Source organism: Sorangium sp. So ce590, assembly GCF_051521365.1.
Taxonomy (GTDB): domain Bacteria; phylum Myxococcota_A; class Polyangia; order Polyangiales; family Polyangiaceae; genus Sorangium.
Genome location: NZ_CP150346.1, coordinates 1171853 through 1184475, shown reverse-complemented (window position 1 = coordinate 1184475; position 12623 = coordinate 1171853). Strand labels below are relative to the sequence as shown.

Below are 12623 nucleotides of genomic sequence, written 5' to 3'. Positions count from 1 at the left end.
ATTCAACCTGTTCGGTATTCTAGAGTCGAGTCCGAATGGGAAGGAGTCGACCGTCCCGCCGCCAGGACGACAAATCTCTGGTCCCTCTGACATCCTGGCGTCTCTTGCTTTATCCGCTTCGCTGCGCCCCACGCTCCTACGCCAACCTCGGCCGTCCTCCTGTGCATGCGCCTCCGAGCGGCGGTCGCCCGCACAGGAGACGGGTCCAGCTCGGCGTTTTCGGCGCGCAAGCGCACTCCAGTGCGCTGAGCACCGAAAGCGCCGAGATGGGCCCGTATCCGAAGCGGGCGCCCGCCGCTCAGAAGAGGATGATTTTGCCGTCGAGGGGGAGCGGGGACGCGTTCGAGAACACAAGGGAGCTCTCGTCGAAGTCGCCGCTCAACGTGACGAGCACCTCACCCTTCAACGTCCTGAAAGAGTAGCAGAACTGCTGCTTGCAGCTCCGGGTCCGGCGCTCCACGTCGCTCGGGTGGCGCAGCTGCGGCAGCTCGGCGTGGAGCGCTATCTGGAACCGGGCGAGGCGGCTCTTCACCTTGCCCATGAGCTGATTGGCCACCTCGCGCATCCAGTCGCCGACGCCGTCGACCATGGGCGGCACCTCGGTCATGGAGCGAAACACGCCAGGGTGCGCGGACAGGGCCAGCACGCCGGAGAAGCCGCGCGCCGAGAACTCGACCATGCTCGCGGGATCGCCGTGAAGGCGCGCTTCCTCGCGGCTATCTCCGGTGTCGGCCGGCGCGATGGCGACTCCGTAAAAGTGAAAGAGCTCCACGGTCGCGCCTTGAACCAGGACGTCGATCGTCCGCACCTTGCGCGACGGAGGCGGCCGGGAAGTAGGCGACGGCTCGCTGGGCGGGCTGGAACGCCCGGGCACGGACGGCGGCGCAGGTCGCTGCGAGGAGCTCGGGGCGCGCTGCTCGATGCCCAGGCGCTCATGGATGCTGGGCCCAGGCCGCGCCTCGGACTGACGATCGCTGGTGATGTCCCGGCGACGCACCATACTAAGCGCACAGCGTAGCTCATCGATCCTTTATGGGGCAATGATGTTCTCGGACGAGATGCGCGAGCACATCGCGCCACGCTCACCCACGTCAATCGACATCTGCCCCCTTGTGGGCGCCACCGGCCGGGCGGGCGTTCCACGCCCGGCCGCTGAGACGCGCTGCGCCAGCATCGGACCTCCGACGCTGACTATGATTCAGACCAGCTGGCTTGTTCACATTTACAGCTGTTTTGCCGGCCGTCGAGGATCTTGACAGACCTGCGCTCGCTTCATCATCTCACCCATCTCGCGCGCGCGTGCGGCGCGCGATCGCGAAGGCAGAGCTCGCGGAGGATGCCCTCGTCGACCGCCTGCCCGCGCGCGTCGAACGGCGCTCGGATCGGCGCCTGCCCGTCGAGGTCCTCGTCACGCGCTCGCGCGTGGCGGTTCGCACGGCGAGCTCCACAAGGAGGTTGACACCGGAGAAAGTTCCAGGATTCCCTGAATGCCCGATGCTGAACCGCAGAGATTTCCTTCGAGCGACCCTCGTCACCGCGGGGGCGCTGGTCGTCCCGGCCTGCGGCGGCGACCCCGAGATCGTCAATCCGCTCGGCGCCGAGCCCGAGCGCGAGCTCACCGACGGCTCGGCGTACTTCCCCCAGTCGATCGCCTCCGGCGACCCGCGCCCCGGCAGCGTCGTCCTCTGGGCCCGCGTGCAGGACGGCGAGGAGGATCTGGAGCTCGAGGTCGAGGTCGCGACCGACGCCGGCTTCACGCAGCGGGTGGCGCTCGACGCCGGGCAGGCGAAGGTGAAGGCGCTCGCGAGGCACGATCACTGCGTCAAGGTGAAGGTCCGCGGCCTGTCGGCGGGCGCGGTCTACTACTACCGCTTCGTCTACGTGAAGGGCGACACGGGCTACGTGTCTCGCGTGGGGCGCACCAAGACCGCGCCGGCCGAGGGGGCCGACGTCAAGGTCCGGTTCGCCTACGTGTCGTGCCAGGATTACATCGGACGGTTCTACAATACCTACCTGGCGCTCGCCCGGGAGGAGCTCGACTTCTTCGTCCACCTCGGCGACTACATCTACGAGACGACCGGCGATCCCGGCTTCCAGAGCACCGGCGGGCGCCGCGTCGTCTTCACCGACGCGGCCGGCGCCATCGCCCTCGGCGAGGGCGATACCGCCTTTCACGCGGCCAGGTCGCTCAGCAACTACCGGGAGCTCTACAGGACCTATCGCTCCGACGCGAGCCTCCAGGAGGTCCACGAGAGCTTCCCGATGATCGCCACGTGGGATGATCACGAGTTCTCGAACGACGCGTTCGGCGCGACGGCCACCTACTTCGACGACCGGAAGGACGAGACCGACGTGGAGCGCCGCAAGGCCGCCAGCCAGGCCTGGTTCGAGTACCAGCCGGTCGATTACGGCGACGACGTCGAGCAGGACCCCGGCGCCTCGCTCCCGGACAATTTCCGCATCTACCGCGACTTCGTGTTCGGCCAGCACGTCCACCTGGTGATGACGGATCTGCGCAGCTACCGGCCGGATCACCTCATCCCCGAGGGCGCCTTCCCCGGCACGGTGGTGCTCGATCATGGAAAGCTCGTGGCCGAGCTCGGGGAGGTCCCCGAGCTCGCCATGCCGTACGTGGACAACATCGAGACGTACGCCGCGGGCATCTACGCCTCGGTCCTCAAGGGGGCCGCGGAGGCCGCCGGTTACGACGCCGCCGAGGTGACGGGGAAGATCAGCGTCCTCGTCATCAACCAGATCGTCGCCGGCGTGAACGAGGGCCTGCCGGAGGACATGCAGATCCCGCTCATCGGCCCCATGGATGCGAACTTCTTCGACCGGGGCATCGCGTACGTGGATCTCGGCAAGTTCAGCGCCCACGGCTCGATCGGGGCTCGCTACCTCACGATCAAGGACACCTTCGATGTCTACGCTGCCATCCGCTACAAGGAGACGCAGGGCGCGAGCGAGGACATGATGGGCGCCGCGCAGGAGTCCTGGTTCCTCGACACCATGGAACGCTCGAGGGCGACCTGGAAGGTCTGGGGCAACGCGCTCTGCCTCCTCCCGCTCGCAGTCGATCTCGGCCCCTACAACGTCCCCGAGCAGTTCAAGCGTCGCTTCATCATGAACGCTGATACCTGGGACGGGTTCCCCAGCAAGCGGAATGAGCTCCTCGAGCGGCTCGCCGAGCTGGGCGGCGTCGTGGCGATCACCGGCGACATCCACGCCTTCTACGCGGGGACGGCGGGCCTCAGCGGCGATCCCTCGAAGAAGATCGTCGAGTTCGTGGGCGGCGCGGTCTCGTCGGCGTCCTTCCGCGAGATCCTGCTGAGCCAGCTGGCCGGCGATCCGGTGCTGAGCACGATCCCGGGGGCCACGCTGCTCGCCGCCGGCATCGACAGTCTGCTCATGTCGACCGAGACGAAGGTGAACCCCCACCTCGCTCACGCCAACAGCTATGCCCACGGCTATGTGGTGATCGAGGCGAACGGGGAAGAGCTCGTCGCCGACATGCGGAGCATCGACGCCGCCGAGGCGCTGACCGATCACGCGGAGAACAGCGGCGCGCTGGAGGTCGGGAGCGAGCGGTTCCGCACCCTCCGCGGGGAGAGCGAGATCTACCGGGACGTCCGCGGGGCGTGGAAGCGCTGGGATCCCGCCACGCAGAAGTGGATCTGAGCCTGCACGCTCGGCGGACGCCGCGCGCCCGGTGAAGGCGCCGGCGACGCTGTCGTGGTGCCGGCGAGCGGACGGCTCACCTCTCCCCGACCCGTGACATTGCGGTGACCTTCCCGTCCGATCCTGCGCCCGTGCTCTCCCCCCGGGCCAGCCGCCTGCGCGACTGGGCGCTCTTCGCCGCCGGCCTCCGAGCGCGCCCCGGTCGCGCGCGACGCGGCCGGGGCGATGAGCTCGAGCGCGCTCGGCCGGCTACTGCGCGAACGCGCCGATGGTGAGCGTCGGGCCGTCGTTGCGCGGCTCGGCCTGCTGGTGCAGCGAGTACTGGTGGTCGACCGGGGGGAGGCCGTCGAGCGCCGCGCCGGCGCCGATGAGCGGCGCGCCCGTGGCCGGGATGAAATCGTGGGATGCCGCCGAGGCGAACGCCGGGTCGACGCCGAAGATCGAGCTGTCCAGGCCGTCCACCCGCCCGAGCAGCCTCGGGCCCGGCACGGGGTCGAACGCGGTCCACCCCTGCCTCACCCAGTTCCCGGCGAGGAGGAGGACCCCGGACGCCACGTCGTCGCGGTCCCCGAGGAAGGTGACCGCGCGGAGGGACGTCGGCTCGTGGCTGCTGGCGAACACGTTGTTGCGCGCGTCGATCCGCTCGTCGTTGGTCGAGGCCTCGAACACCGCAGAGCGCTCGTAATCCCGGTACGTCTCGTTCTTGACGAAGACGGTGTTGGCGAAGAAGCGGAGCGTGCCCTTCCGGTAGTACTCGGTCTGCCCGCTGTCCCCGCCATAGTGGATCATCGACGGGCCGTAGCCGGTGCGCAGGAGCACGTTGCCGTAGATGAAGGTCTCGTGGAACGACGGCATCGCGACCGAGTCGGTCGCCTCCTGCGCGTCGACGAGGTCGATCAGGTGGGCGCCGTCCTCGATCCAGTTGTACCGGATCACGACGCCGGCCGAGCGCTCCTTGATGTTGTTGCCGTTGCCGCCGCGCGTGGGGCCGAAGCGGTTGAACTGATAGATGACGTTCGACGCCTCGTTGTAGACGTTGTGCTCGTTGTAATCCGAGAGGCTGCCGTTGTCGTGGATGTAGTTCGACTCGATGAGCACGTTCGTGGTGAGGATGTCCCCGCCGGCCGTGCCGATGAAGAGGCCGTTGGCGTTCTCGTGCACCTCGCAGCCGCGGACGGTCACGTGGTCGCCGCGCTCCACGAAGACGCCTGCCGCGTTGCGCGCGTAGGACGCCGTCGACCCCGCCTTGTCGGTGAAGCGGAAGGGGGTCGAAGCGTTCTTGATCTCGATCCCCTCGATCGTGATGTGGCTCGGCTCGAGATCGTACGGGTCGTCGTGCTTGTGCCCGACGACGATGAGCCCCCTCACCTGGTGGCCGTCGAAGGGGAAATCAAGCTCGGGCCGGGTGGTGGCGTCCTCGCCGTCGATCACCGGCAGCTCGCCGTTCGGCCCCGAGACGCCGCAGAGCCGGATCGGCTGCTCGGCGGTCCCCTGGCCGCCGAGCATGATCTTCTCGTGGTACCCTTCGGCGCGCCAGAAGACGCGCACCGTGTCGCCGGCGACGAGCGACTCGAGCGGCACGTCGCCGATCGCCTCGAACTCCTTGCCGGGGCCGACCTGGTAGTCCCTGCCGCTCCCGACGTGGGTGCAATCGATGTTGACCGGAGGAATGTTGACGGGCGGCGGGAGCGCCACCGGGCCCCAATCCCTGCCGCCATCCGTCGTTCCGCCGAGCTCGCCGGTGCAGCCGGCGACGAGGAGCAACCCGGTGATGCAGGCTCGAACTCTCACAGAAGCATCCTCCTCATTACTTGAAAAGTTCCGCTGGAATTTTACAATGCCGCGGTGAGGCAATTTTGCCCCGGTGAGGCAGGATGACACGCCGACGTCCTTTGTCATGCGACCGAACACTGCTGCTGTCGCAGAACCTGCGCCTCAGGTAGCAGGATGTAATCCAGTATCGGGCTCGACCTCACTTCAGCGGAAGCCTTGCTGGCGGTGCGTTCCTTACATCGAGCATAGCGGTGCTTCTGCGAGGAGCGTTTGAGCCGCCAAGACGCCACGGGCGCCAAGAAGAGAGCTTTTTGACCCTCTTGGCGTGCTCGACGCCTTGGCGGCTCTCTTCATCCGCCGCTGTTCACGTTATTCGAGGCGATGACATGCACCATGCACCTGATGCATGAGTCCCATGCGGCCCATGGGTTGGATCGCACCGAGGAACAAGAAGGGCTCCCTGGCGGAGCTGCCGTAGGCCTGCTCAGGGGTGGGTAGGCCTGCTCAGAGGTGGGTAGGCCTGCTCAGAGGTGGGTAGGCCTGCTCAGAGGTGGGTAGGCCTGCTCAGAGGTGGGTAGGCCTGCTCAGAGGTGGACGTGCTCTGTGGACGCCGCCGCATCGAGCCCCGTCGGCGCCCCGGTGAAGGCGGGGTTGTCGCGCCGGAGAGGCATCTTGCTCATCGCCCGTTCGGCCATGGCGGTGATGGTGAGCGACGGGTTCACGCCCAGGTTCGAGGGCACCATCGAGCCGTCGACCACATACAGGTCCTCGTGGCCGAACACCTGGTTGCGCTGGTCGATCACCCCGCGCTCCGGGCTGTCGGCGATGGCGCAGCCGCCGAGGATGTGCGCGGTGGTCGGGACGTTGAGCACGGCCTCGTTGATGGCGCTGCGCGGGGTGCCGTTCATCAGCACGCCGAGCCGCCTGCCGACCTCGTTGGCGATGGGGATGTACGCCGGGGGCTTCGGCTGGTCGGGCGGCCTGTGCGTTGTCATGCCGCCGCGCTTCCAGACGAGCTGCATGTAGTTGTCCACCGTCTGCATCACGAGGAGGATCGTGGAGCGCCTCGCGAACTTGAACGGCAGGAGCCCGAAGATCAGATCGATGGGGTGGAGCAGCCGCCGGCCGAGCCAGCGCAGCCAGCGCGGCAGCCCCGGCCCGTCGTCGGTGAGCACGGTGCCCAGCGCGCCCATCACGTCGGAGCCGGCCGGGTAGCGCACCGGCTCGATGTGCGTGCGCGCGTCCGGGTAGATGCCGCTCGCGATCGCGATGCCACGGGAGTAGTCGACCCGGCCGTCCCTGGCGGTCACCGCGAGGATGACCTCGCTGTTGGTGCGCACGTAGTTGCCGAGCTGCCGTGAGAGGTGCGGTAAACGGCCCTCGGCCCTCGCCTCGAGCAGGAGCTTCACCGTGCCCAGCACGCCGGCGCTGAGCACCACCCCGCGCGCCCGGAGCGTGCGTCGCCGCTTGCCGAACACCGCGGTGGAGCGCTCCAGCGTGAGCTCGTAGCCGCCACCCGGGAGCGCGTCGATGGCGGTGACCATGGTCTCGGGCTGGATGGTGCAACCCTTCTTCTCGGCCAGGTAAAGGTAGTTGAGATCGAGCGTGTTCTTGGCGCCGAAGCGACAGCCCACCATGCAGCCGCCGCAGTGGACGCACGTGGCGCGCTCCGGCCCCTCGCCGCCGAAGAACGGATCGGGCACGCGCTGCCCCTCCTGCTCGCCCTCCTTCGCGAAGAGCACGGCCACGTTGGTGACGTGGAACGTGTCCGCGCGGCCCATCTCGCCGGCGATCTGCCGGAGCTGATGGTCCGCCGGCCAGAGCTTCGGGTTCGCGGTCACACCGAGCATGCGCTTCGCGGTCTCGTAGAAGGGCATCAGCTCGTCGCGCCAGCTCGTGCCGGCGGGCCAACCCGGGCTGGTGAAGGCCTCGGGCGGTGGCACGAGGAGGGTGTTGGCGTAGACGAGCGAGCCGCCGCCCACGCCCGCGCCCGAGAGGATGAGCGTGTCGCGGAGCAGGGTCAGCCGCTGGATTCCGTGACACAGCAGCCTGGGCGCCCAGAGGAACTTCCGGACATTCCAGTTGGTTTTCGGAAAATCCTCCTTGCGCCACCGCTTGCCGCACTCGAGCACCGTGACCTTGTAGCCCTTCTCGGCGAGGCGCAGCGCCGAGACGCTGCCCCCGAAGCCGGAGCCCACGATCGCGAAGTCGACGTCGAAGTCCATGTACGCACCTGCTCCTCGACGCGGAGTATGGTTCAACCGGTCTCAGACGCCCACCGGAGCCGCATCACCCGCGCGCCGCGGAGTTGGCCGCGCGGCGCGGCGGCGAGCGGGTCTTGCTCATGGCGTAGGCGATGCCGCCCTGGAGCGTGCTCTGCGTCACCATCTCGGTCATCTCGGCGCCGAGCGCCACAAGCTCCCGCGCGACCTCGGGGCGGATGCCGGTGATCACGACCCGCGCGCCGAGCAAGCGCACCGCTCGAGCCGCCCTCACAAGCGCCTCGGCCACGCGCGCGTCGACCCGCGACACGCCGGTGATGTCGAGGATCATGACCGCCGCCCTGCGCGCGCTCACCCCCATCGTCGCCGCGTCGACCATGCCCTGCGCGCGCTCCTCGTCGACCATGCCGATGAGGGGCATGACCAGGACCTGGTCGCTGATGGGGATGATGGGCGTCGACAGCTCGGCCAGCCGCACCGCCTGCGCCGCGATGATCTGCGCCTGGAGCGCGGAGCGGGCCTCCTCGAGCGCCGCTCGCTCGGTGAGCTCGCGCTCGAGCCGCTCGTTCGCGCGCTGCAGCTCGCGGGTGCGCCGCGCCACCGTCTCTTCGAGCGACTCCTTGGCTCGCTCGAGCTCCGCGACCGCCCGGGCGAGCGCCTCAGTCCGCTCCTCCACCCGCCGCTCGAGCTCGTCGGCCAGGCGGACGAACTCCGTCTGTGCGGCGGCGCGCACCTCGATCTCGTTCTCGAGCTCGGCGTTCTTCCTGGCCAGCGACGTCAGGGCGCGCCGGAGCGCCAGCTGCGTCTTCACGCGCGCGAGGAGCTCGTCGCGCTCGAACGGCTTGGTCACGTAGTCGACCGCGCCGAGGCGAAACCCGCGCAGCTTGTCCGACATCGCGACGTGCGCGGTGGTGAAGATGACGGGGATATCGGCGGTCGCCGGGCTCGATTTCAGCCGCTCGCAGACGTCGAAGCCCGTCATGCCCGGCATGGTGACGTCGAGCAGGATGAGGTCGGGCGTCTCGTATTCCAGGCGTTCGAGCACCATGGGGCCGTCGGTCGCAATGCTGACCTCGATCCCTGCCGACTCAAGCGTGCGTGAGAGCACCTCGAGGTTCACGAGTACGTCGTCGGCAACGAGCACGAGCCCGGGCGACGGCTGCTCGGTCCCCATCCCTTCACCTCCCCTGAGCGCCTGCGTGGGAGCGCTGCCGTTCCCCCCGGCGTGAGTGCGTTAACGCGTCGTCGCTGACCTCGACCGCATCGTCACGTACCCGGTTTCGGCTGTCAAGCGCCTTACCTCTCGGGCGCGATCGCCCGCAATCTCGGCCTGCTCGGGCCTTGCGACGAGGGCGCGAGTCGCGCGCGACTTGTGGGCTCGGAGGCTCATGTCTTGATGGAGCCGCTGCCGGCCGGCTGCTGGCTCGGCGGCCAGGGGCGGCCGGAGGAAGACGTAGATGGCCACGAGCGTCGGCGAGGCGCGGCGGAGCACCCAGGCGTTCATCGTGGGCGGAGGCGGCGGCACCGAGGTCGGCCCCGGTGACGACACGGGACGCACGTATCCGTTCTGTAGACCCCATCCTCGCGTGGTCGGTACCGCGCGCGGGGCTCTCCCTCCCCCCCGCGCGCGTCGTCTCCGACCCTGCCTCGCATGCTCCCGCCGTGTAGCTTGAGGATCTCCGCGGGCTCCGGCTTGAGGAGATCGAGATCGCCAGTGCGACAGGAGGCTTCTTTCGAAAAAGAGATGGCCGCACACGATGGGGTGACGGACGGCCCACCACCGCAGTATCCAGCAGGCGAGAGAGACCGGGATGCGAGCGGTCCCCTCCAGTAAAAATTCTCAGGAGAGTACGGTGTCCGAGAGGGCCTATCCGCCGCCCGGCGGCGCCCCGGCCCCAGCTTCGCGCGGCCGCCGCCGGTAGAGCAGCCGGCCCACCGGCAGCCCATCGGCGATGGCGTGGTGCTCGCGCGGGCTCCTCGCGCCGTACGGGTTCTCGCCGAGGTGCGGCGAGCCGGGCGCGTCGCCCGCCGGCTCGAACGCCGGGTGCGCGCCGATCTGCTCGGCGTAGAGCGCGGCGCGCTCCTCGACGTCGGTCTGCACGAAGAGCTCGCCGCCGTCCACCAGCAGGCGCGCGATGCTGTCGAGCAACGCCGGGCCCATCACGAGGCGCTTCTCGTGGCGCTTCTTCCACCACGGATCCGGAAAGTGCAGGTAAAAGCGCGCGATCGACGCGTCAGGCCGGAGCCGCGCGAGCGCCTCGCGCGCGTCGGCGTTCAGCGCCCGCACGCGGCCGCCCAGCCCGACCTTCCTCAGGCGCTCGTCGACGATCGCCGACCACTTCAGGCGGATCTCCAGCCCGAGCAGCCGCGCCTCGGGGCTCGCCGCCGCGCGCTCGAACAGGAAGCCGCCGCGGCCGGGGCCGATCTCGATCTCGACGGGGCCGGTGCCCGGGAGCAGCTCGTCGATGGAAACGTCGTCCCCGTCGGGGAAGCGGGGCGCGTCGGCGTAGGGGTGGTTCGGGCGCGGCTGGAAGACCATGGAGCCCCGGCGCTCTACCAAATGACGGCCGCGCACGCGCGGGAAATCGAGGCCCTCCGGGCGGGGCGCGGTGGTATTCGTCGGGCCCCATGGCGGCGCCCCAAGCCCCCTCCCCGCTGCGCGCCCTCGCCGCGCGCGCCCTCCCCTACGCGCCCGCGCTCGCGGCGAGCGGCGCGCTCGGCGCGGTGTGCATCCGGGCGGTCCTCGAGCAGGCGGGGCGCCCGGCCCTGCCGCTCGACGATGCGTTCATCCACATGCAGTACGCCCGGCGGCTCGCCGAGGGCGGCTTCTTCAGCTTCGTCGCCGGCGACGGGTACTCGACCGGCGCCACGAGCCTGCTCTGGCCCGTGCTGCTCGCCCCCTTCCACGCGCTCGGCCTGCGGGATCTCTCGCTCGTCTATGCGATCTGGGCGCTCGGGCTCGTGTTCCACGCCGCCCTCGCCGTCGAGACCGCGCGCCTCGCGCGCCCCCTGGCCGGCCCCGCGGCGGCCGCCGGCGCCGGCGCGATGTGCGCCGGGTTCGCGGCGTTCGCCTGGTTCGCCTGGAGCGGCATGGAGACGGTCGCCTTCGCCTGGATCCTCACCCGCACCGCCCGCCTGGCCGCCGCCCTCTGCGAGCCGGATCCGCCGGAGCCCGCCGCGGACGGCGCACAGCCCGCGCCGCCCTCCGGCCCCGCCCAGCCGCCCCCCGCCTCCGCCGCCCGCGCCCTCGCGCTCGCCGGCTTCGCCGCGCCCCTGCTCCGCCCCGAGGGCGCCCTGGCCTCCCTGATCGCCGCGCTCGCGCTCGCCGTCGCGGCGGCGCGCCGCCCCCCTCCCGCCCCTCCCGCCGCACCCCTCCCGCCGCCCTCCCATGGCCGCCGCGCCCTCCGCCTCCTCGACGGGCGCCTCCTCGTCCTCGCGCCGCTCCTCGGCCCGCTCGTCGTCCCCGCCTTGAACCAGCTGTTCGCGGGCCACTCGACCTCGTCGACGACCACCGTCAAGTGGCTGCTCGGCAACCCCAACTACGACGGACCGACGCTCCGGGCCGCCGTCCTCGAGAACGTCCGGCTGCTCGTGACCGACGTGATCGACGGCGGCCGGTGGACCACCGTCTTCCTCCCCGAGGGCTCCGCCGTCGTCATCGCCCTCGGCGCCGTCGCGCTCGCCGTGGCGGCGCACCGGCGGGGCCGGCCCGTCCACGCCGCGGTCGTGGCCGTCCTCGCGCTCGGCGCGCTGCTGCCCTGCACGTACCTGAGCTTCCTCTGGAATCGCGTGCGCTATGTCTGGCCCTTCGCCCCGGCGTGGATCGTCATGGCCGCGTGCCTCGCGCGCGAGCTCGGCGACGCCGCCCAGCGCCTCCGGCCCTCGCTCCACCACGTCACGCCCCTCGTCGCCGGCGCGTTCGCCGGCGCCCTGGCCGCGCGGCTCCCGTGGGCCATCGACGACCTCGCCAACTCGGCGCGCGCCATCGATCGGCAGCAGGTCTGGCTCGGCCGCTGGGCCGCGCTCCACCTGCCCTCGGACGCCAGGATCGGCGTCAACGACACCGGCGCGCTCGCCTACCTCGGCGGCCGCAGCACCTTCGACGTCGTCGGCCTGACGACCGAGGGCGAGGCGCGCTACTGGGTGGCGGGCGCCGGCTCCAGGTTCGAGCACTACGAGACGCTGCCCCCGGAGCGCCGGCCGACGCACTTCATCGTCTACCCGCACTGGATGGCCTGCGCGCCGGTGCTCGGCCGCGAGCTCATCGACGCCACCGTCGAGGATCAGTCCATCCTCGGCGGCACCACGATGGTCGCCTACGAGGCGCGCTGGGACCTCCTCGGCTCCGGGGCGCTGCCGGTGCGGTCCGTGCCCGGCGAGAAGATCCTCGACGAGCTCGACGTCTCGGACCTCGAGTCCGAGTGGGCGCATGCCTACGAGCTCGAGCCGCTCGCCGACCAGCGCAACGTGGCGCTCTCGCTCGCCGCCCCCGAGAGCGACGCGCCCGGAGAGCTCGACCCCACCCGCGCCGAGATCGCCGACGGCGGCCGGTACCACCGGACCGCCGACCGCTTCGTCGCCCACCTCGCCGCGCCCCCCACCGAGGCGCGCCTCGTGCTCCGGGTCGCCTCGGACGACGGCGCCGAGCTCGCGGTCTCCGTGGCAGGCGAGGAGGCCGGGACCGTCGATGTGCCGGCCGGAGCCTGGGTCGAGCGCGCGCTCCCCCTCCCCGCCGCGCGCCTCTCCGGGCCGACCCCGATCGCGATAACCCTGCGGCGTGGCTCCGGATTCCACGCCTTTCATTACTGGGTCGCCGGGCGCTGACACGCCGTTGACGGATCCGCGCGTTCGTGTAGCATCCTGGACGTTCGCACAACATAGCAAGACAGCGCGCAAACCACGGTAACCGTCGTGGGGGAAATACCGGGCAGCGCGCGCTCCCTACACCCA

The 12623-nt window shown here is 70.3% G+C and carries 7 protein-coding genes; 2 read left to right on the top strand and 5 right to left on the bottom strand.

Annotated features, from left to right (window positions below):
• Positions 1-298: 298 nt before the first annotated feature.
• Positions 299-1000, bottom strand: a complete 702-nt coding sequence (locus WMF28_RS04370) for a chemotaxis protein CheX (RefSeq protein ID WP_437600779.1) — start codon at positions 998-1000, stop codon at positions 299-301.
• A gap of 494 nt (positions 1001-1494) precedes the next feature.
• Between WMF28_RS04370 and WMF28_RS04365 the strand changes: the two genes are divergently transcribed.
• Positions 1495-3678 carry an alkaline phosphatase D family protein gene (locus tag WMF28_RS04365; RefSeq protein ID WP_437600778.1) on the top strand — a complete coding sequence of 728 codons (2184 nt, stop codon included), beginning with the start codon at positions 1495-1497 and terminating at the stop codon, positions 3676-3678.
• Positions 3679-3927: 249 nt separating this feature from the next.
• Here WMF28_RS04365 and WMF28_RS04360 read toward each other — a convergent pair whose 3' ends face one another.
• The 4 genes from WMF28_RS04360 to trmB form a co-directional block, all read right to left on the bottom strand.
• Complete coding sequence (locus WMF28_RS04360) at positions 3928-5469, bottom strand: right-handed parallel beta-helix repeat-containing protein (RefSeq protein WP_437600777.1); 1542 nt, start codon at positions 5467-5469, stop codon at positions 3928-3930.
• Between the two features lie 566 nt (positions 5470-6035).
• Complete coding sequence (locus tag WMF28_RS04355) at positions 6036-7676, bottom strand: GMC oxidoreductase (protein ID WP_437600776.1); 1641 nt, start codon at positions 7674-7676, stop codon at positions 6036-6038.
• 64 nt (positions 7677-7740) lie between these two features.
• Complete coding sequence (locus tag WMF28_RS04350) at positions 7741-8847, bottom strand: response regulator (protein WP_437600775.1); 1107 nt, start codon at positions 8845-8847, stop codon at positions 7741-7743.
• A 693-nt stretch (positions 8848-9540) separates the two neighbouring features.
• Entirely contained in the window at positions 9541-10212 is a 672-nt protein-coding gene (gene trmB, locus WMF28_RS04345) for a tRNA (guanine(46)-N(7))-methyltransferase TrmB (protein WP_437600774.1), read from the bottom strand.
• 89 nt (positions 10213-10301) lie between these two features.
• Between trmB and WMF28_RS04340 the strand changes: the two genes are divergently transcribed.
• Positions 10302-12497 (top strand): hypothetical protein, encoded by a 2196-nt coding sequence (locus WMF28_RS04340; protein ID WP_437600773.1) that lies wholly within the window; start codon positions 10302-10304, stop codon positions 12495-12497.
• Positions 12498-12623 lie beyond the last annotated feature (126 nt).